Source organism: Bacillus sp. EAC, assembly GCF_002156875.1.
GTDB lineage: Bacteria > Bacillota > Bacilli > Bacillales > Bacillaceae_G > Gottfriedia.
The window spans coordinates 373652-393273 of the sequence record NZ_NCSY01000006.1 but is presented as its reverse complement, the minus strand read 5'-3'; the positions used below and the strand labels follow the sequence as shown (position 1 = coordinate 393273).

19 protein-coding genes and 1 riboswitch are annotated in these 19622 nt (G+C 34.2%); of the genes, 10 read left to right on the top strand and 9 right to left on the bottom strand.

Annotated elements, in window-relative coordinates; genetic code table 11:
- The first annotated feature begins 46 nt into the window (after positions 1-46).
- Complete coding sequence (locus tag B7R65_RS13015; protein ID WP_088043203.1) at positions 47-841, top strand: lipase family protein; 795 nt, start codon at positions 47-49, stop codon at positions 839-841.
- A 55-nt stretch (positions 842-896) separates the two neighbouring features.
- Here B7R65_RS13015 and B7R65_RS13010 read toward each other — a convergent pair whose 3' ends face one another.
- Positions 897-1682 carry a TIGR00266 family protein gene (locus B7R65_RS13010; protein ID WP_088043202.1) on the bottom strand — a complete coding sequence of 262 codons (786 nt, stop codon included), beginning with the start codon at positions 1680-1682 and terminating at the stop codon, positions 897-899.
- Positions 1683-2153: 471 nt separating this feature from the next.
- Here B7R65_RS13010 and B7R65_RS13005 point away from each other — a divergent pair, with 471 nt between their 5' ends.
- Positions 2154-2354: a cold-shock protein gene (locus tag B7R65_RS13005; RefSeq protein WP_088002455.1), complete on the top strand. Its 201-nt coding sequence runs from the start codon at positions 2154-2156 to the stop codon at positions 2352-2354.
- Positions 2355-2585: 231 nt separating this feature from the next.
- Here the strand turns inward: B7R65_RS13005 and B7R65_RS13000 are convergent, their stop codons facing one another.
- On the bottom strand, positions 2586-3335 hold the full coding sequence (locus B7R65_RS13000) for a TraR/DksA C4-type zinc finger protein (RefSeq protein WP_088043201.1): 750 nt from the start codon (positions 3333-3335) through the stop codon (positions 2586-2588).
- A gap of 99 nt (positions 3336-3434) precedes the next feature.
- The gene (locus tag B7R65_RS12995) at positions 3435-4367 is read right to left on the bottom strand and encodes a 1,4-dihydroxy-2-naphthoate polyprenyltransferase (protein ID WP_373419576.1); all 933 of its coding nucleotides are present in this window, start codon (positions 4365-4367) and stop codon (positions 3435-3437) included.
- Positions 4368-4512: 145 nt separating this feature from the next.
- Between B7R65_RS12995 and B7R65_RS12990 the strand changes: the two genes are divergently transcribed.
- From B7R65_RS12990 to menC, 6 genes are all read left to right on the top strand, one after another.
- Positions 4513-5919, top strand: a complete 1407-nt coding sequence (locus tag B7R65_RS12990) for an isochorismate synthase (RefSeq protein WP_088043199.1) — start codon at positions 4513-4515, stop codon at positions 5917-5919.
- Positions 5909-7645, top strand: coding sequence for a 2-succinyl-5-enolpyruvyl-6-hydroxy-3-cyclohexene-1-carboxylic-acid synthase (gene menD / locus B7R65_RS12985; RefSeq protein WP_088043198.1), 1737 nt, complete (start codon positions 5909-5911; stop codon positions 7643-7645). The genes B7R65_RS12990 and menD overlap by 11 nt, the downstream gene beginning before the upstream one ends.
- An 18-nt stretch (positions 7646-7663) precedes the next feature.
- Positions 7664-8491 carry a 2-succinyl-6-hydroxy-2,4-cyclohexadiene-1-carboxylate synthase gene (gene menH, locus B7R65_RS12980; RefSeq protein ID WP_179194864.1) on the top strand — a complete coding sequence of 276 codons (828 nt, stop codon included), beginning with the start codon at positions 7664-7666 and terminating at the stop codon, positions 8489-8491.
- Positions 8488-9306: a 1,4-dihydroxy-2-naphthoyl-CoA synthase gene (gene menB, locus B7R65_RS12975; RefSeq protein ID WP_088043197.1), complete on the top strand. Its 819-nt coding sequence runs from the start codon at positions 8488-8490 to the stop codon at positions 9304-9306. The genes menH and menB overlap by 4 nt, the downstream gene beginning before the upstream one ends.
- Positions 9307-9637: 331 nt before the next feature.
- Positions 9638-11080, top strand: a complete 1443-nt coding sequence (locus B7R65_RS12970) for an o-succinylbenzoate--CoA ligase (protein WP_088043196.1) — start codon at positions 9638-9640, stop codon at positions 11078-11080.
- Between the two features lie 11 nt (positions 11081-11091).
- On the top strand, positions 11092-12198 hold the full coding sequence (gene menC / locus B7R65_RS12965) for an o-succinylbenzoate synthase (protein ID WP_088043195.1): 1107 nt from the start codon (positions 11092-11094) through the stop codon (positions 12196-12198).
- Between the two features lie 187 nt (positions 12199-12385).
- On the opposite strand, the gene yidD is transcribed toward menC, so the two are convergent.
- Together yidD and ytzI are read right to left on the bottom strand one after the other, a co-directional pair.
- Positions 12386-12628 (bottom strand): membrane protein insertion efficiency factor YidD, encoded by a 243-nt coding sequence (yidD, locus tag B7R65_RS12960; RefSeq protein WP_088043194.1) that lies wholly within the window; start codon positions 12626-12628, stop codon positions 12386-12388.
- A 21-nt stretch (positions 12629-12649) separates the two neighbouring features.
- Entirely contained in the window at positions 12650-12808 is a 159-nt protein-coding gene (gene ytzI / locus B7R65_RS21105; protein ID WP_142288246.1) for a YtzI protein, read from the bottom strand.
- A 166-nt stretch (positions 12809-12974) separates the two neighbouring features.
- Here ytzI and ytkD point away from each other — a divergent pair, with 166 nt between their 5' ends.
- Positions 12975-13451 (top strand): RNA deprotection pyrophosphohydrolase, encoded by a 477-nt coding sequence (ytkD, locus tag B7R65_RS12955; RefSeq protein ID WP_088043193.1) that lies wholly within the window; start codon positions 12975-12977, stop codon positions 13449-13451.
- Between the two features lie 44 nt (positions 13452-13495).
- Here ytkD and B7R65_RS12950 read toward each other — a convergent pair whose 3' ends face one another.
- From B7R65_RS12950 to pckA, 4 genes are all read right to left on the bottom strand, one after another.
- Positions 13496-14299 carry an ABC transporter permease gene (locus B7R65_RS12950; protein ID WP_142288245.1) on the bottom strand — a complete coding sequence of 268 codons (804 nt, stop codon included), beginning with the start codon at positions 14297-14299 and terminating at the stop codon, positions 13496-13498.
- The gene (locus B7R65_RS12945; RefSeq protein WP_088043191.1) at positions 14292-15056 is read right to left on the bottom strand and encodes an ABC transporter ATP-binding protein; all 765 of its coding nucleotides are present in this window, start codon (positions 15054-15056) and stop codon (positions 14292-14294) included. Before B7R65_RS12945 ends, B7R65_RS12950 begins: the two co-directional genes overlap by 8 nt.
- 12 nt (positions 15057-15068) lie before the next feature.
- Entirely contained in the window at positions 15069-16064 is a 996-nt protein-coding gene (locus B7R65_RS12940) for an ABC transporter substrate-binding protein (protein ID WP_088043190.1), read from the bottom strand.
- Positions 16065-16178: 114 nt separating this feature from the next.
- On the bottom strand, positions 16179-17765 hold the full coding sequence (pckA, locus tag B7R65_RS12935; RefSeq protein WP_088043189.1) for a phosphoenolpyruvate carboxykinase (ATP): 1587 nt from the start codon (positions 17763-17765) through the stop codon (positions 16179-16181).
- 310 nt (positions 17766-18075) lie between these two features.
- A riboswitch (SAM riboswitch) is annotated at positions 18076-18190 on the top strand.
- 210 nt (positions 18191-18400) lie between these two features.
- Here pckA and metK point away from each other — a divergent pair.
- The gene (gene metK, locus B7R65_RS12930) at positions 18401-19597 is read left to right on the top strand and encodes a methionine adenosyltransferase (RefSeq protein ID WP_088043188.1); all 1197 of its coding nucleotides are present in this window, start codon (positions 18401-18403) and stop codon (positions 19595-19597) included.
- Positions 19598-19622 lie beyond the last annotated feature (25 nt).

The window sequence follows — 19622 nt, the reverse complement described above, 5'->3', positions numbered from 1 at the left end:
CAAGGAGGTTTTTCTCTTCAAAGTAGAATACGAGAGGAGAGATTAGTTGAAATTTCCTTCGATTGACTATGATATTTCTTTAGAGTTATTAGAATGCTGTATGGAGACCTATAGACAATGGGAATCTGATGGAGAGTTTATGATTCCTGCCAATTATTCTTTAGTTAGTACGATAAAAGCATGCGCAATAGTTGAGCTTGAATGGTTTGGATTTATTATTGAAAATGAAGCTTCTGTAATAATTGCATTTCGCGGGACTAAATCAGATTTGGATTGGCTTGCTGATTTGAAAATTGAACAAGAACTTTTTCCATTTGCTATGAACGGTGGTAGTGTTCACTCTGGTTTTCTATCAATTTACAAATCTTGTCGTGAAATGATAATCGATATTGTAAAACAGAGGGCCACTACAAAAAAGATTTATATTACTGGGCATAGTTTAGGTGGCTCATTAGCTACATTGTTAGCATTTGAGCTTGCTAATTCTGAAATATGCAATCCAAATATTTATACGTTTGGCTCTCCAAAGGTTGGAAACATTAAATTTAAAGAGAAATATGATGAAATTGTGCGGCAAAGTATAAGATTCGTTAATTTATACGATGTTGTCCCTTTACTTCCTCCATTTAAAGTGGATGTCAAACCGATAAAAATCCATTTAGAATATGTTCAAGTTCAAAATGCAATAACGTTTGCAGTTAACAAAAGCTCAATTGCAAAAAGTCACCATATAACCACATATTTAGAAGGGGTCAATAAAATGAAAAAACAATATGACTATACCCCAACATTCACATATAAGTTAAGGGACGAAGATGAAATGTTAGAAGAAAAAATATAATGTTCATAAAGAAAAAAACTAGTCAGCAATCTGACTAGTTTTTTTGTGTTTTTAATTAATCGTTACCATCTAACAAATTACCTAAACCGCCGAGAATACTACCTTCTTCTCTAGTAGTTGGTAAGTATTGGCCAATTCTTGATGCCAATCTTGCTAATGTTAGTGATTGAACCCAAATTGTACCTGGTCCTTGAAGAGTAGCAAAGAATAATCCTTCCCCACCAAAAAGAGCAGTTTTCACATTACCTACATATTCAATTTCATATTGAACATCGCCAGTAAATGCAACAATACAACCAGTGTCAATTTTTACTTTTTCGCCAGGTTGAAGTGTTTTTTGATAAATTGATCCACCTGCATGAAGGAATGCAAGACCATCACCTTCTACTTTTTGCATGATGAATCCTTCGCCACCAAATAATCCTGTACTTAGTTTTTTACGGAATTCAATTCCAACTGAATTGCCTTTGGCTGCAGCTAAAAACGCATCCTTTTGACAAATAATCTTGTTTCCATATTCTTGTAAATCAAGGGGGATAATAGTCCCAGGATAAGGAGCTGAAAAACTTACTGTTTTTAATGCGTTTGATTGGTTAGTAAAACTTGTCATAAACAAGCTTTCACCAGTTACTAAACGTTTACCAGCACCTACTAATTTACCAAATAGTCCCCCAGATTGTTGAGAACCATCACCGAATATCGTTTCAAGTTCAATTCCGTCATCCATCATCATCATTGCTCCAGCTTCGGCAATGACACTTTCATTCGGATCAAGCTCAACCTGAACAAATTGCATGTCATGTCCATGAATCTTGTATGTAACTTCATGAGATTTTCTCATTTTATGTACCTCCAATTGAATATGTATATCCCTATTATATTACAAGATATCCAAGTTTTACCTATAAAAATAAAATGTATTAATTTAATTTTACTCAGTTTATTATGACAAATTTTCTAGAAATTAAATCACATTTATTAACAAGATTATCGATTTTTATAGTAGATAAAAAATTGTATGAATAATATAAAAATTTTGTTCCGAATTGAGAATTAGTAGCGTTGACGCGTTTTTTTATCTATGATATATTTAAATTACTATTAACTGCATATTTATTTGAAGGTAAGAATTAATGATCCATTTGCACTACAAAATGTATAGTATCGCTCATTTTTCTTTGTCTTGAAAAGAAGTATTGACCACTTTCAATGTTGTAGAAATCTTATTGATTAACAATGACGATCTTTTTCTTCACCCCTCTTTTATGCACGTATTAATAGTGTATATATGTATTTTTAGGAGGTATTATCGATGGAATTCGGTAAAGTTAAATGGTTTAACAGTGAAAAAGGTTTTGGATTTATCCAAACTGAAGGTGGAAACGATGTATTCGTACACTTCTCTGCAATTCAAGGCGAAGGTTTTAAAACTTTAGAAGAAGGTCAAGAAGTTAGCTTCGAAATCATCGAAGGCAACCGCGGACCACAAGCAGCTAACGTAAACAAAAAATAATTTTTGTATTGCTTAAGGCATCCTCTTGTAGGATGCCTTTTTACTTATATTAATCTAGTATCCTATCTATTCAGTTAGTAAATATCGTTACTAAAGTATGCTGCACATCTTTACTAATAGAGGTTATATTTTTAAAAATTGAATGTCATTTTTGGATAAGAATCTCGCTAAATTCTTAGATTTAAATAAAAAACACGCATACTTAGAAAAGATGCGTGTTTGCTTTCTTTGTTAATACTTTTCAATATCTTTTACATCTATCTCTGATAATTCTCCGTTCAATGCTTGCTCTTCATAATCATCAAGTTCTCGTTCATATTGGTCATGCTTTTTTGTAGGGTAGATTGTACGGTTTTGCCCGGTAATATCGGTTCCAATAAAATTCTCAAATTCCTCGACATAACCTACATTTTCATAACTTTCAGTATAGGTGTTTTCATAATCCTGAATATTATTAAATTCAAAATCTGAAGGAGTTTCAGAGCTACCATAACGCTCAACATCCTGTAATGCATCTTCAGCGTCATACATAACTGAACGATCTTTAGGATCTCTTGCAAAAGGTGGGCTAAGTATTTCTTCTTCAACTGGTCGATCGTATTCTCTATTTGAACTTGAAATATGCTGATCGTGAGCATGTTCTATGGTCGTTTTTGCAGTTGGAAGAGCCTGCAGACGCTCAAATGGGATTTCTTCACCACTTAGCTCGCAAATACCGAATGAACCATTTTCAATTTTTTGCAAAGCATCTTCTACATCACTTAATTCATTTCTTAAATGCTCGTGAAGCGAGATATCCTTTTCCCGTTCATATAATTCAGTCCCTAGATCTCCTGGATGATTGTCAGCAAGCGAAAGTTCATCGACTGAATCTCTTAATGAGTAGGGTGTAAAGGCTGGATCATTTAGTCTTTCTTCTAAATGTTGCTTTTGATTTAACAATTCGGATTTAAATGTTTGGATTTGAGATTGTGAAAGCATCATGCTCCCCCTTTTCAATAAATGGATATGGCTATCCATATTTTGTTCAAAAAGAGGGAAAACATGAGTTAAGTTTTTAGAGGAATTGAAATGCCACTATTAGGAAAAGATATTTCCTACAATTAAACCAATCACAATAAGGAATCCCATTATTGTATTCGTTTTAGCTGTTGCTGCCATTGCAGGCATCATTTCAATTGGTTCAGTTTTACCAATAAATCCTTTTGTAGCTTTAATAGCTAAAGGAATACTTGCTAACGAAATTAGGACAAATGGCGTCATTAATTGTGCAATTACAAATGCTACAATTAAAGCATAAGCAAATACAAACATTGAACCAATAAAAATGATTGAATTTTTTTTACCGAGTAAGATAACAAGTGTTTTTCGTCCATTTTCCTTGTCATTATCTAAGTCTCGAATATTGTTTGCCGTTAAGATTGCTCCAATTGTAATTGAAGTTGGTAGGGACAATAAATAAATTTTTGCTGAAATAGTTCCTGCTTGAATATAGTATGTGATTCCAATGATGACTACACCCATGAAAAAGCCCGCTACTAACTCACCAAAAGGAGTATAAGCGATTGGATAAGGACCTCCAGTGTAAAAATAAGCTGCAGTCATACAAATAATTCCTATAACTGCAATCCACCAACTGCTCTGACTACATATATAAATACCTAAAAGGACTGAAATACCAAAAAATATAAAAGCTAGCTGTAATACAGTTGAGGGCTTAATGCCATCTCTTACGATTGCTCCACCAATTCCGACAGAGCCTTCATGATCTAATCCTCGTTTATAATCATAATATTCATTAATCATGTTAGCAGCTGCTTGAATAAGTAAACTTGCAACAAGCATTGATATAAATAAAAGTGCATGAAATGATCCATTAATATGAGCTAACATTGAACCAATCGCAACAGGAATGAACGCTGCGGTTAAAGTATGTGGTCTTAATAAATTCCACCATGTTCGAAAACCTGTTGAGGAAGTTTCAGATTGAATATTTGGTTGCATAGTTAACATCCTCCTTATTATATTATTTGAAAATGTAGATCGTTTTACTTTAAAAAAGTATGGACGAACTTCATAAAATTGACAGTCTACATTCATCGTTGTATCTTTAGTTATATCATGTATTTACGTATATTAAGGCTAGGGGGAACTTGTTATGCTTAGAACAGGTCAACTGGAATCGATTGCTTTTTTTGAGCAGTCACTTCAGAAGGCAAAAGCTTGTTCAAAACGCTTTATTTGTAAAGTGGAAAAAATAATGAATATTCATCCCCTAAGTGTTTACCATTTTTATCATGAATTGGGTTTAACTGAACGCTTTTATTGGTCAAACCAAGAAAACTCGTTAATTCTCACAGGAATTGGTACTTTAGTTCCTTTTCATCATAGTACAGAAGAACAGTATTCTGCAATAGAAAAAGAATGGAAACGCTTTGGAGATGAAGTGTATATCGAGCAAGAGAATTGCTTTGGTACTGGACCTTTGGCTCTTGGGGGTTTCTCTTTTTTTGATACTTATAAAAATGATCAGGATTGGAAGGAATTTGGTACTGCCCATTTCTATGTGCCAAGATTAATGGTTACGGTTACAAATGAAGGTACATTTATCACTTCAAATTATGAAATAAATGATCAAACTTCCTTAGAGGATTTATTGCTTCAATATAAAGAATACGACGATTATTTAGAACAATATGGCATGAAGCAGCCTACGTTTACTCAATCTGAATGCATCGACAAAGACGAATTTGAACCAGATGAGTGGGTACAAAGCGTAAAAAATGCGATTCAACAAATGAAAGATGAGCATTTAGAAAAAGTTGTATTAAATCGAACATTAAATGCCACTTTTTCTTCTGAAGTAAATTCTTCAAAAGTAATTTACGAGCTTGAAGCTACAAGAAATGTCAATTATGTCATTACTTATCAATTAAAAGACACTGTATTTATTAGCGCAACACCTGAACGGCTAATTTCGAAAAAGAAAAATACAGTCTCTTCGATGTGCCTTGCTGGATCTGCAGCGAAAGGTAAATCAAAAGAGGAAAATGCTGAAGCATCAAGTTGGTTATTAAATAGTAAAAAGAATAATGATGAACACGCTTTTGTTGTAAACTATATAAAGGAAACTCTTCGTCATTACTGTGATAACTTATCGATACCTTCCTTACCAAGGATAATGGCAACGAAAAGTCTATTTCATTTGTATACACCTGTCGAGGGAAGTTTATTAAATCACATTACTTTATTTGAATTAATTCAAGCATTACATCCTACACCAGCACTAGGTGGATTTCCAAAGGATGAGGCATGTAAACTAATTCGTGAACTTGAGCCTATTGATAGAGGTTGGTACGGTGCTCCAATTGGATGGATCGACTTAAACGGTAACGGTGATTTTGCAGTAGGGATACGCAGTGCTCTTGTAAAAGGAGACAAAGCAAGATTATATGCCGGTTGTGGTGTTGTTCAAGATTCAAAGCCAGAAGAGGAATTTTATGAAACTGGCGTAAAGTTTCTGCCAATGCTTAATGCATTAGGAGGGTTACGAAATGAAAGATAATGAAGCACTGACGAAATATATTGGTGCTCTTGTAGATGAATTAAGTGCGTTAAATATAAAAAATGTAGTGATTAGCCCAGGTTCACGTTCTACCCCAATTTCGATGCTTGTTAACGAGCATCCAAAATTAAATTCTTTTATTGCAGTAGATGAAAGAGGTGCGGCTTTTTTTGCGTTAGGAATAGCAAAAAGTACAAAGCAACCAACTGTTCTGATTTGTACATCTGGAACAGCGGCTTCAAACTATTTACCTGCAATATCAGAGGCAAAAGAATCAAGAATACCGTTAATCGTATTAACAGCAGATCGACCTCATGAACTTAGAGATATTGGTGCGCCTCAAGCGATGAACCAAATTGGTTTATATGGTTCATTTGTTAAACAATTCATTGAACTAGCTCTACCTGAAGCATCTGAATCGATGTATCAATATGCTCGTACAAGTATTAATAGATTGTATCGTTCAAGTATGACTGCGCCTAGAGGTCCTGTCCATATGAATGTGCCATTACGAGAGCCTTTAGTCCCGAATTTTGCACTTGAGGGTATTTTTACATCAGGAAAACGTCAAGAAACTGCACATACAGTATTGACTGAAACAGTAGCAACTATTTCCAAACCTACTATTCATAAAATGACTGAGCTTTTTCAATCAAAACGAAAAGGCTTATTAGTTTGCGGCCCGTATGTAGATGAAAAAGCTGTTCAGAAAATATTGGATTTAGGAATCATGCTAGGGTATCCGGTTCTTTGTGATCCTCTTTCAAATGGTAGAACATTAATGAATGAAGAAGCAGTAACAATTGATACGTATGATACATTCTTAAAGTTTGAAGAGATTGTAGAGACAATTGAATCGGAAGTAATTGTCCGTTTTGGTGCAATGCCAGTTTCCAAACCATTTAATCAATATGTACAGAAACAAACAAATTGTGAAATAATTGTAATAGATGAAGGAGATCTTTGGAGAGATCCAACGTTAAAAGCAACTCAGATGATTTCCTGTAATGATGAAGAATTTTGTACAGCTATTTTAAATTCTTGTACACAAAAAATGGACAGTGAAAATCAATGGTTGATGAAATGGCAGACGATTAATGAAAAAACTAAAAGTGGTCTACAAAATGCTGAGCAATTTGAAGGACTATTTGAAGGGAAAATCGTTCAACTATTAGCGAAGCATTTGCCAGAAAATAGTACATTATTTGTTTCAAACAGTATGCCAATTCGCGATGTAGATACATTTTTACATACACAAACTAAAAAGATAAAGATAGCTTGTAATCGCGGTGTAAATGGTATCGACGGCACGATTGCCACAGCATTAGGAATGGCGGCTGCAGGCGAGAGTGTTACATTGTTAATAGGTGACTTGTCATTTTATCATGATTTAAATAGCCTAGTGTTATCAAAATTACATCAACTTCCAATAAAGATTATTTTAGTGAATAACGATGGTGGTGGGATATTCTCATTTTTACCTCAATCAAAAGAAGAAAAGCATTTTGAGGCTTTATTTGGTACACCACTTGAATTAGATTTTCAACATGCTACAGGTTTATTTGGTGGGATTCATTCTAAAATTGCTAATTGGTTTGAGTTTGAAGATGCTCTTTCAAAAAATGAAGAGCGGATGCATGTAATTGAAGTTCAAACGGATCGGAAAGAAAACTATGATTTACACCAAAAAGTTTGGAGTATTGTAAAAAAAGAATACGAGAAGTGAAATTAGGTGTTCCGATTAATGAATATTATGTTAAATGGAATTAATTATTCTTATTTAGAAGCTGGAAAGGGACAGACGATTCTTTTACTTCATGGTTTTACAGGTTCTAAAGAAACTTGGGCTAATTTAATTAATAGGCTAAAGCAAAACTTTCATGTAATAGCTATCGATTTACTAGGCCACGGTGAGACTGAGAGTCCGAATCATGAAGGTAGATATATGATGGAACCGGCAGCAAAAGATTTATATGATTTTTTAACAAAAAAGCAAATTGAAACCGTTCATTTGCTTGGTTATTCAATGGGTGGAAGACTAGCCCTCTATTTTGCTTTAGCTTATCAAAATAAGATTCGTTCGCTAATTTTAGAAAGTTGTACAGCTGGACTGATTTCTGATGAAGATAGAATTATGAGAATTAAACAAGATCATGATTTGTCATCTCTAATTCTAAATAAAGGGATAGAGAGTTTTGTTGATTATTGGGAGAACATCCCTTTATTTTCATCACAAAAATCACTACCTAGAAACATACAAGAAAATATAAAAATAGGAAGATTAAATCAATCACCAATTGGGTTAAGTAATAGCCTAAAAGGGATGGGAACTGGTGTTCAACCATCACTATGGAATCGATTAATTTCCTTAGAATCGAAAACCTTGCTAGTTTGTGGAGAATTCGATGAAAAGTTTTGTTTAATAATGGGGAAAATGAATGATAAGATCGTTAATAGCGAAATTATAAAAATTCCGAGTGCAGGACATGCAATTCATGTGGAACAATCGGAAATATTTGCTACAATAGTAAGTGAGTTTTTGTTAAAAAGAGAAATGGAGGGTATATCATGACAATTGAGTGGGTACAAGAAAGAAAATATGAAGAAATTTTATATTCTACATATAATGGTATTGCAAAAATATCAATTAACCGACCACACGTACATAACGCATTTACACCATTAACAGTATCAGAAATGATCGATGCTTTTGCTTGGGCAAGAGATGATGAAAAAATTGGTGTAATTATTTTAACAGGTGAAGGTGGAAAAGCATTCTGTTCAGGTGGTGACCAAAGTGTTCGCGGACATGGTGGTTATGTTGGACAAGATCGTATTCCTCGTCTTAACGTATTAGATTTACAACGTTTAATCCGCGTTATTCCTAAACCGGTAATTGCGATGGTTGCAGGCTATGCAATTGGTGGAGGGAATGTATTAAACGTAGTTTGTGACTTAACAATCGCTGCTGAGAATGCTAAATTTGGACAAACTGGTCCAAACGTAGGTAGCTTCGATGCTGGTTATGGTTCTGGTTATTTAGCTCGAATCGTAGGTCACAAGAAAGCTCGTGAAATTTGGTATCTATGCCGTCAATACGATGCTCAGGAAGCACTAGATATGGGCTTAGTAAATAAGGTTGTACCATTAGAAGAGTTAGAAACTGAAACAGTTAAATGGGCAGAAGAAATGCTTGAGAAGAGCCCAACTGCACTTCGTTTCTTAAAAGCTGCAATGAATGCAGATACTGATGGATTAGCTGGTTTACAACAGCTAGCAGGAGATGCTACACTTCTTTACTATACAACTGAAGAAGCAAAAGAAGGTCGTGACGCATTTAAAGAAAAACGTAAACCTGATTTCGGTCAATTCCCACGTTTTCCTTGATTCGAAAAAAGAGTTAAGCTTGATGAGCAATCATCAAGCTTTTTTTGAATCGCTCTTTTCTATAGATTGTTGTAAAAAAAATTTGATTGTTATTATTAATAGTTTTTGTTGAAATAAACTGTTAAATATGAAAAAGATTGAAACGGAAGGTGAGACCCCCCCTAGTGGTCAAAAAGGTAGGCATGCTAATATCACGACGTCCTGTCGTAACGCATGCATGACCTACATCGTGTGGGCCTAGGATGCTCACCGCCCGCCACACGGAAAGCGAGCATCCTGTAGTGGAAATCTAAGAACCTCAATAATTTGTATACGGTCAGGAAGTGTTTAAATGAATCAGATTCCGAATTTTTTAATCGAAAGGGTTAGATTAACTCCTAATCGAATAGCAATTAGTACCGATGAAGAAGAAGTTACATTTCATGAATTAAACGAAAAAGTAATAAAACTTGCAGGCAGATTACATAATTGTGGAGTAGAAAAAGGACAACATGTAGCGATATTGATGAAAAATTCAATTGAATTTATTGTTACGGTTTATGCACTGCATTATATAGGTGCCATCTCCATTTTATTGAATATCAGGTTAAGTGACGAAGAAATTAACTATCAACTTTTAAATAGTGATACAAACTTTTTAATTGTAGATAAGCAACCTAACTTGAAAGTTACAAATGAACTTAAAGTACTCGAAATAAATAAATTACATTCAAATGAATATAAAGAATTTAATATACAAGAAACGTTCGAAAGTACTGATATCGCAACGATGATGTACACTTCAGGCACAACTGGTTCTCCAAAAGCAGTATTACAAACCTATAGCAATCACTGGAATAGTGCGATTGCATCGGTTTTAAATTTAGGATTAGATCAGCAAGATGTTTGGCTAGTTTGTTTACCTATGTTTCATGTAGGTGGACTTTCGACAGTATACAAAAGTGCGATTTACGGGATGAAAATCGTATTAACAGATAAAACAGATGCTAAAACAATATTAAGAAGTATTAAAAAACATCAAATTACTATTTTATCGGTTGTAACGAAAGTGTTGAATGATTTAATTTCAATCACTGAAGAAACAAATGAGTTAAGCAAAATTAGAGCGGCATTACTTGGTGGAGGTCCTGCTCCATTACCTCTTCTCCAAAAAGCTCAATTATTAAATGTACCAGTATATCAAACTTATGGAATGACGGAAACTTGCTCCCAAATAGCAACTTTGTCACCAGAATTCATGCTTTCTAAAATTGGCTCAGCTGGTAAAGCGCTTTTTGGTTGCTCACTAGAGATACGAGATAATCAAACGAAGTGTTTACCTGGAGTGGTAGGTGAGATTGTCGTTAAAGGTCCTAATGTAAGTAAAGGATACTATAAAATAGAGCATGAATCTGATTCAACAGGCTATTTTTATACTGGTGATTTAGGCTATGTTGATGAAGATGACTTTTTGTTTGTAGTCGATCGTCGAAGTGATTTGATTATTTCCGGTGGGGAAAATATTTATCCAGCAGAAATTGAATCGGTTTTATTGTCACATCCTGCTATTAAAGAAGCTGGTGTTACTGGAAAAAAAGATAATACTTGGGGCAAAGTACCGATTGCTTTTGTTGTTGCAGAATCAAATAATCCACCGTCTCCAATTGAACTGATTGAATTTTGTAAAGGTAAGATAGCAGGTTACAAGATTCCGAAAGAAATACGCTATGTACAAAGTCTACCTAGAAATGCTACAAACAAATTAGTTAGAAGAGAATTATTAAAGCTATTATAAGGGGGGAGTAAATGTTTATCCGCCAAATCGAGTTATTCTTAATAGAACAGCAGCTTAAAACACCTTTTAAAACGAGCTATGGTCAATATGAAAAGCGAGAAAGTGTTATTGTTAAACTAATTGATTCAGATGGTGAAGAGGGATTCGGAGAAGTAGTAGCCTTTTCAGAGCCATGGTATACGGAGGAAACAATTCAAACAGCTCTACACGTCATGCAAGATTTCTTAATTCCTATCTTGTTAAATTCACAGTTTTCTCATCCAAATGAAGTGGCAAATGCGTTTAAACAATTTAAAGGAAATCCTATGGCTAAAGCTGGTCTAGAAGGTGCGTATTGGGATCTTTATTGTAAACAAAACTCTATTTCCTTAGCTAATGCTTTAGGTGGTACAAAAGAGGAAATTGCTGTTGGTGTAGTAGTTAGTATAAATGAACCAAATGTGATGTTGAAACAAATAGATGATTTTCAAAAAGAAGGATATGAACGATTTAAAATAAAAGTATCTAAAGAAAATGATTATAAAATCGTATCAACAATTCGAGAAAGCTTTCCGAACATTTCACTGATGATCGATGCAAATTCTGATTATTCATTAGAAGATATGGATCAACTTAAGAGGTTAGATGCATTTAATTTATTAATGATCGAACAACCATTTGGAGAAAGAGATTTTATAAATCATGCTATTCTTCAAAAAGAGCTTTCAACGCCCATTTGCTTGGATGAAAGTATTTATTCTTTAGAAGATGTTAAGATTGCACATTCACTTAAATCCTGCAAGGTAATTACGATAAAACCTGGAAGAGTTGGTGGATTATCAGAATCTGTTGAGATACATAATTACTGTGTTGCACACAATATTCCAATTTGGGTTGGTGGCATGATTGAGACAGGGATTTCTAGAACTCAAAATGTTGCACTCGCATCATTACCGGGATTTACGATACCAGGTGATATTTCAGCATCATCTAGACACTTTGAGCGAGATATTATAATACCAGAAGTAATTCTCGAAAATGGAAGGGTTAAGGTGCCAACTGAAAACGGATTAGGAATCATAGTTAACGAGGACAGATTACGTAGATTAACAAAGAAGGTTTTTACTTTTAAGAATTAATAATGTTGAATAAGGTTCTTTTTTTTAAAGATTTCTTTTTTTAATAGGTTTTGATTAAAACCAATGTATATAGCGTTTGATTGAAGCAATCGTCCTAGAGCGGAAGTCAACTAATACAATGATTAATTGAAACAAAGATTACGAAAACTGCCAAAAATAAATATCAAAGAAAACTTGGTAAGTAAGTTCAAGTTTCTTTGATATTATCTCTTTGTTTCTTTTCAGGAACTAGATCAATTCCACCTGGATGAAATGGATGGCATTTTAGTATACGTTTGGTAGTTAAGTATGAACCTTTAAGTGCTCCGTGTGTTTGAATCGCTTCCATACCATAATGTGAGCAAGTAGGATAAAATCTACATGTAGGTGGTGTAACAGGAGAAATCCATTTTTGGTAAAACTTTATGCTACCTAATAATAGTTTTTTCATATATAGACCTTTTCGATCGTATTACTTATTTTCATGATTTTCTTCGTGGTCGTTTTTTAATTTAATTTCATCTAGGGTGTCTACTTTATGTTTTACTCCATATCCTTTGTTAACAGTAAGAACAAATGCACCAAATACAAGAACAATAATTATTGCACTAACAACATAAACTGCAGTCATAATATACCCTCCTAAACTTTATACTATCATGATATAGTATACTGTCGAATATGCAAGCCAATCAAATATTTTCACCACGATTTGCGAATATTATTTCAATAATGATGAAACATTTTAAGAGACATAGTACAATGGATAACAAAGTATGAAATGTAGGAAGGATAAAATGTATACATTTAAAGATTTTTACCATAATACAGTTGAATTATCGTTTGAAAAGTATCCATTTTCTACAAGTCCTAAACATGTTTGGGTTATTTGTAAATACAAAGGACAATGGTTACTAACTGACCACCAAAGACGTGGATATGAATTCCCAGGTGGGAAAGTTGAAGAAGGAGAGTCGCCTGAAGAAGCTGCAAAACGTGAGGTATTAGAAGAAACAGGCGGAAATGTCTCCTCAATAAATTATTTGGGGCAATATCGTGTAACAGGTAAAGACAAAATAATTATTAAGAATATTTATTTTGCTGAAGTAGGCGAACTTTTGAACCAACAACATTATTTTGAGACAAATGGTCCAATTCTGTTCAATGAGTTTCCACAAAATATCAAAAGAGATCGCCGGTTTAGTTTCATCATGAGAGACGAAGTATTTTCACATAGCTTAAGTTATCTAAAATCAAAAGTGCATGATGAATAAAAGAAACGCTCACCTAATAATAAGTGAGCGTTTTTTTTATGATGTTATTTTTGAATTTTTCGTTCAATATAATCAACAAGTATATACATCAATCCGGCAGAAACACTTATTATTAATACACTCATTAATACAAGCGTAAAGTTAAACACTTGGAATCCGTACACGATTAAATAGCCAAGACCATTCTTTGAAACTAAAAATTCACCGACAATCACTCCTACCCAAGCCAACCCGACATTTACTTTTAATGTTGAAATGACCGTTGGTATACTAGCAGGAAAGATGACATTTTTAAATATTTGAGATTTTGTAGCTCCAAAGCTCTTAATGACTTTAATATAATTTTCATCAACTTGTTGAAATGCCTGATAAATCACAAGTGCTGTTATTACAAAACTTATGATAATACCCATCGCAACAATAGAAGTATAAGTTGGTCCGAAGATAACGATCATAATTGGGCCGAGTGCAACTTTAGGCATTGCATTAAAAATGACTAAAAATGGGTCCAGTACTTTAGATGCAAATGGATACCACCAGAGAACGATGGCTAAAAGAATACCTAGAAGAGTTCCTAATATAAAGCCTACGAGTGTTTCTCCAATTGTTATGATAGCTTCATGATAGACCGAACCATCTAGCAATTTAGAGATAAATAAATCAACTATTTTTGAAGGTGAACTAAATAAAAGCGGATCGATTATTTGTTTAGTGCTTAAAAGCTGCCAAATGATGAAAAAAAGTGCGATGAGTATGACTTGAGAGAAAAATATCCAAAACTTTTTTCTGCGATTCTTTTTTGCAATAAAGGCATGATAAGTTTGTAATTCATCCTTTACATTATTCACCCTTCTCCAACTCCTTCCAAATCGAAGAAACAAAAGAAGGGAAGAGAGGCTGCTTTCTTGTTTCGAAAGGAGAACAATTTTGTAGCACTTCTGGTAATGAGAATACTTTTGAAATTTTAGTAGGAACATTTGTTAGCGTAATGACTCGATCACACATTGCAACAGCTTCTTCAATATCATGCGTTACTAATAGAGCGGTAGTGTTTAACTTCTTAAATAAATTAAATACTAATTCTTCAAGTTTTACTTTGTTTTGGTAGTCGAGTGCGGAAAAGGGTTCATCTAATAAGACGATAGAGGGACTTGTAGAAAGAGTACGAACTAGAGCAACACGTTGACGCATCCCACCTGATAGTTCTCTTGGATAAGCATTTGCATATTCTTTTAAACCGACTTCACATAATAACTCTAATGCTCTATTCATATTTTCATTTGTATCTTTACCAAGTATTTTTAGGCCAAGAAAGACATTTTCTTTAATCGTTTTCCATGGAAACAAATAATCATGTTGTAACATATAGCCAATTTCCCCGGTATTAATATCATATGGTTGACCTTTAAATTGAACAGAACCATCATATGGTGTTAATAAAGATGAAATAATCGACAAAAGTGTGCTTTTCCCACAACCACTAGGGCCTAAAATAGAAACGAATTCGCCTTTTTCCACATCAAAAGACAAACTATCTAGTATTTTAATCGCTTTTTCCTTTGATAAAAATACGTGAGAGATTTCATTAACTGTTAGATAACTCATAATTTATCCCTACTACTTCGTAGATTTTAATGCGAATTTCGTATCAACTAATTCGGAATGTGGAACTTCTTTTGATAATTCGCCGGAATTTTTCATGATTTCTTGGAGATTGTTCCATTCATCCTCTTCTAAAATTGGATTTGTTGAATAGGAATGTTGGGATTTATAGCGATCAATTACTTTTACGGAAATATCGAATGGAGTGTCCTTAAAAAATGGAGCTACGCTTTTCGCGATTTCTTCTGCTGAATGAGAATCTACCCATTGCTGAGCTTCATATAGTGCATCTGAAAATTTTTGAACTGTTTTTCCATTCTTTTTAAGATAACTTTCTTTTGCCATAAAGGCAGTATAAGGAACCTTTCCAGATTCTAAGCCAAATGAAGCTACGATTTTACCTTTACCTTCTTTTTCAAATATACTTGCTGTTGGCTCGAATAGTTGAACATAATCTCCAGTTCCAGCCGCATATGCATTTGCGATGTTTGCAAAATCTATATTCTGAATCAGTTTTAAATCTTTATGAGGATCGATGCCATGATTTCCTAGAACATACTCGCCAACCATTTGTGGCATGCCACCTTTTCTTTGACCTAAAAATGTTTTCTTTTTCAATTGATCCCAGTTAAATGCTCCAGTCTGATTTCGGGCAACTAAAAAAGTTCCATCAGTTTGAGTTAATTGAGCAAAGCTTTTTACAGGGTCTTTCGGTTGTTGGGAATAGACATATAGAGTAGTTTCTGGACCGACCAATCCTATATCTGTGCCGTTTGATAAAATGGCCGTCATTGTTTTATCTCCACCCCAAGTAGTCGTTAACTGAACATCAAGTCCGTGCTTCTCAAAAATACCTTCACTTAAAGCAACGTACTCGGGGGCATAGAAAAGTGAACGAGTTACTTCTGCTACTCTTACTTTTATCTTCTCATCCTTAGATTGATTTTTTGAACATGCCCCTAAAAATGAAGCTACTAATAAAAACAAAACTAATAACCATTTAATTTTCATTTAATCCCTCCTAGCTAAAAACTATACATTAGCCTATGCACATGGAGAGAATGGGTGAATATGGAAAAATGGATAAAAAAAGAGCCGCCCATTTGAGCTGCTCTTTTAGATCAATTATTTTAAAGGTCCACCAATGTTTGCTAATTGAGAGTCGAAGCCTTCGAATTTTTTAAAGTTTTCCTTGAATTTAGTTACTAATTCAAGAGCTTTGTTTTCGTATGCTGCTTTGTCTTCCCAAGTTGTTGATGGGACTAGTACATTATCAGGAACTCCTGGTACATGTTGTGGAATTGCTAAACCGAAAAACTCGTCTTGAGTTGTTTCAACGTAATTTAAATCTCCTTCAAGTGCAGCGTGAACCATTGCTCTAGTGTAAGAAAGATTCATACGTTTACCTACTCCATATTCTCCACCAGTCCAACCAGTGTTTACAAGGAATACATTTACATTATGTTTTTCGATTTTATCACCAAGCATTTTTGCATATTCTACAGCTGGAAGTGGTAAGAATGGTGAACCGAAACAAGTTGAGAATGTTACTTGTGGAGATGTAACTCCGCGTTCAGTACCAGCTAATTTACTAGTAAATCCACTTAAGAAGTGATACATTGCTTGTTCTTTTGTTAATTTACTGATTGGAGGTAATACACCAAATGCATCAGCAGTTAAAAAGATTATTGTATGTGGATGTCCTGCCACACTTGGTTCAACGATATTTTGAATCGCTTGAATAGGGTAGGCAGCACGAGTATTTTCTGTTAAAGTAGTATCATCATAATCAGCTAGACGGCCATCAGGATTAACAACTACATTTTCTAAAACCGTACCAAATTTAATAGCTGAGAAAATTTGTGGCTCTTTTTCATAGGTTAAGTTGATACATTTCGCATAACAACCACCTTCAATATTGAATACGCCATTATCAGACCAACCATGTTCGTCATCACCAATTAATTTGCGGTCAGCATCTGCTGATAAAGTTGTTTTACCAGTTCCTGATAATCCAAAAAATAGTGCTACATCACCTTCATTACCAACGTTTGCAGAACAATGCATTGGTAAAACGTTTTTCTGTGGTAAAAGGAAGTTCATAATAGAGAAGATAGATTTTTTCATTTCTCCAGCATATTCAGTACCACCAATTAAGATAATTCGCTTCTCAAATGATATAATAACAAATGCCTCTGAATTCGTTCCATCAACTACTGGATCCGCTTTAAATGTTGGTGCAGAAACAATTGTAAATTCAGATTCGTGAGTAAGTAGTTCAGCTTCAGTTGGACGAATGAATAATTGATGAGCAAAAAGGTTGTGCCAAGCAAATTCATTAATGACTTGAATTGGTAAACGATACTGAGTATCTGCACCCGCAAATCCTTTAAATACAAATAATTCATTTCTATCTCTTAAGTAAGTAAGTACTTTGCTATATAATTTTTCGAACACGTCAGCTGAGATTGGTGTATTAACAGTTCCCCAATCAATTAAGTTTTCAACAGATGGCTCATTTACAATAAATTTATCTTTAGGAGAACGTCCAGTATATTTACCAGTTGAAACGCTAACTGCTCCCGTTGAAGTTAAAATACCTTCTTGTCTTGTTAGAACTTTTTCAACTAATTCTGAAACGCTTAGTTGGTTATACACGTTATTACTTGATAGTAATTCGTTTAATTCAAAATTTACATCAGCTGTCTTCATATACTAATACCATCCTTTAAATATAATTTGTCTGCCATGTCGGTATCTCGTTAAATAGTATAACACATTTATTTTAATAGTGTATACTATTAGTTGGGAAAATGTGTAATGAATTCAATAAAAAAATAAAAATGATTAAAATTATATACTTAAAGTACGAAATTAGTCCAAAGGAAAGATACTATTAGTCTTTTCCTATTTATATTAAATGAATGTGTTAATTGATGTAATATGTTAACTATGTAAATATGTAGTGAAAATTGTTGACAAAAAAGTGTATTTTTAATATGATACTTTTCATACGGATACTCTCTTATCCCGAGTAGGTGGAGGGATACAGGCCCTACGAAGCCCAGCAACCTCACATTAAGTGAAAGGTGCTGAACCTGATGCAAGACAGTTTTTTTTGTCTTGGACGATAAGAGCGAAAGGCAAATAACAAAACCTTTCCTCAAGCAATATGGATAAGAGGAAGGCTTTTTTTTTGCCCAAAACTTAAATACAGATGGCAATTTCGTAATTAACACTGAGTTATCTTTATCTTAAATGGGGAACATAAGTTATAGGAAGGTACTTTTTCTATTTCTTATGTTGAGAAAAAAGAGATCCGTCAATTCAATTTAGGAGGGGACTCAATGTCACAACGTCGTTTATTTACTTCAGAATCAGTTACAGAAGGACATCCAGATAAAATCTGTGACCAAATTTCAGATTCAATTCTTGATGCAATTTTAGCTAATGATCCAAATGCTCGTGTAGCAGCGGAAACTTCAGTTACAACAGGATTAGTTCTTGTTGCAGGTGAAATCACAACATCTACTTATGTAGATATTCCAAAAATCGTTCGCGAAACAATCCGTGAAATCGGTTATGACCGTGCAAAATACGGATTTGATGCAGATACATGTGCAGTTTTAACTTCTATTGATGAGCAATCTGCTGATATCGCTTTAGGTGTTGACCAAGCATTAGAAGCTCGTGAAGGAAGCATGTCAGATGAAGAAATTGAAGCAATCGGAGCAGGAGACCAAGGTTTAATGTTCGGTTTTGCAGTAAATGAAACACCTGAATTAATGCCACTTCCAATTTCTTTATCTCATAAAATCGCTCGTCGATTAACTGAGGTAAGAAAAAATGAAACAGTTTCTTACTTACGTCCGGATGGAAAAACTCAAGTAACAGTTGAATACGATGAAAATAACAAACCAGTTCGTATTGATGCAATTGTTGTTTCGACTCAACATGGTCCAGAAGCAACTCAAGAGCAAATCGAAAATGATATTAAAGAACTTGTAATTAAACCAGTTGTACCAGCTGAATTAATTGATGAAAATACAAAATTCTTTATCAACCCAACAGGCCGTTTCGTAATCGGTGGACCTCAAGGGGATGCAGGTTTAACAGGTCGTAAAATTATCGTTGATACTTACGGTGGATATGCTCGTCACGGTGGTGGAGCATTCTCTGGTAAGGACGCAACTAAAGTTGACCGTTCTGCTGCTTATGCTGCACGTTACGTTGCAAAAAACATCGTAGCTGCTGGCTTAGCTGATAAAGCTGAAGTACAATTAGCTTATGCTATCGGTGTTGCTAAACCAGTATCTATTGCTATTGATACTTTTGGTACAGGTAAAGTTTCAGAGGAAAAATTAGTTGAAGTTATTCGCAACAATTTTGACTTACGTCCAGCAGGAATTATTAAAATGCTAGACCTTCGTCGTCCAATTTACAAACAAACTGCAGCTTATGGTCACTTTGGCCGTACAGATATCGACCTTCCTTGGGAGCGTACTGATAAAGCAGAAGTTTTAAAAACTGACGCTGGTCTATAAGAAGAAGAAAAAGACTGTATACAGC

Excerpts from the sequence above, each read along its gene's own strand:
- menC (WP_088043195.1), top strand. The coding sequence starts at position 11,092 with ATGTTTATCCGCCAAATCGAGTTATTCTTAATAGAACAGCAGCTTAAA.
- pckA (WP_088043189.1), bottom strand. The coding sequence starts at position 17,765 with ATGAAGACAGCTGATGTAAATTTTGAATTAAACGAATTACTATCAAGT.
- B7R65_RS12945 (WP_088043191.1), bottom strand. The coding sequence starts at position 15,056 with ATGAGTTATCTAACAGTTAATGAAATCTCTCACGTATTTTTATCAAAG.
- ytzI (WP_142288246.1), bottom strand. The coding sequence starts at position 12,808 with ATGACTGCAGTTTATGTTGTTAGTGCAATAATTATTGTTCTTGTATTT.
- B7R65_RS12990 (WP_088043199.1), top strand. The coding sequence starts at position 4,513 with ATGCTTAGAACAGGTCAACTGGAATCGATTGCTTTTTTTGAGCAGTCA.
- menB (WP_088043197.1), top strand. The coding sequence starts at position 8,488 with ATGACAATTGAGTGGGTACAAGAAAGAAAATATGAAGAAATTTTATAT.
- yidD (WP_088043194.1), bottom strand. The coding sequence starts at position 12,628 with ATGAAAAAACTATTATTAGGTAGCATAAAGTTTTACCAAAAATGGATT.
- menD (WP_088043198.1), top strand. The coding sequence starts at position 5,909 with ATGAAAGATAATGAAGCACTGACGAAATATATTGGTGCTCTTGTAGAT.
- B7R65_RS12970 (WP_088043196.1), top strand. The coding sequence starts at position 9,638 with ATGAATCAGATTCCGAATTTTTTAATCGAAAGGGTTAGATTAACTCCT.
- B7R65_RS13010 (WP_088043202.1), bottom strand. The coding sequence starts at position 1,682 with ATGAGAAAATCTCATGAAGTTACATACAAGATTCATGGACATGACATG.
- menH (WP_179194864.1), top strand. The coding sequence starts at position 7,664 with ATGAATATTATGTTAAATGGAATTAATTATTCTTATTTAGAAGCTGGA.
- B7R65_RS12940 (WP_088043190.1), bottom strand. The coding sequence starts at position 16,064 with ATGAAAATTAAATGGTTATTAGTTTTGTTTTTATTAGTAGCTTCATTT.
- B7R65_RS13000 (WP_088043201.1), bottom strand. The coding sequence starts at position 3,335 with ATGCTTTCACAATCTCAAATCCAAACATTTAAATCCGAATTGTTAAAT.
- B7R65_RS13005 (WP_088002455.1), top strand. The coding sequence starts at position 2,154 with ATGGAATTCGGTAAAGTTAAATGGTTTAACAGTGAAAAAGGTTTTGGA.
- B7R65_RS12995 (WP_373419576.1), bottom strand. The coding sequence starts at position 4,367 with ATGTTAACTATGCAACCAAATATTCAATCTGAAACTTCCTCAACAGGT.
- ytkD (WP_088043193.1), top strand. The coding sequence starts at position 12,975 with ATGTATACATTTAAAGATTTTTACCATAATACAGTTGAATTATCGTTT.
- metK (WP_088043188.1), top strand. The coding sequence starts at position 18,401 with ATGTCACAACGTCGTTTATTTACTTCAGAATCAGTTACAGAAGGACAT.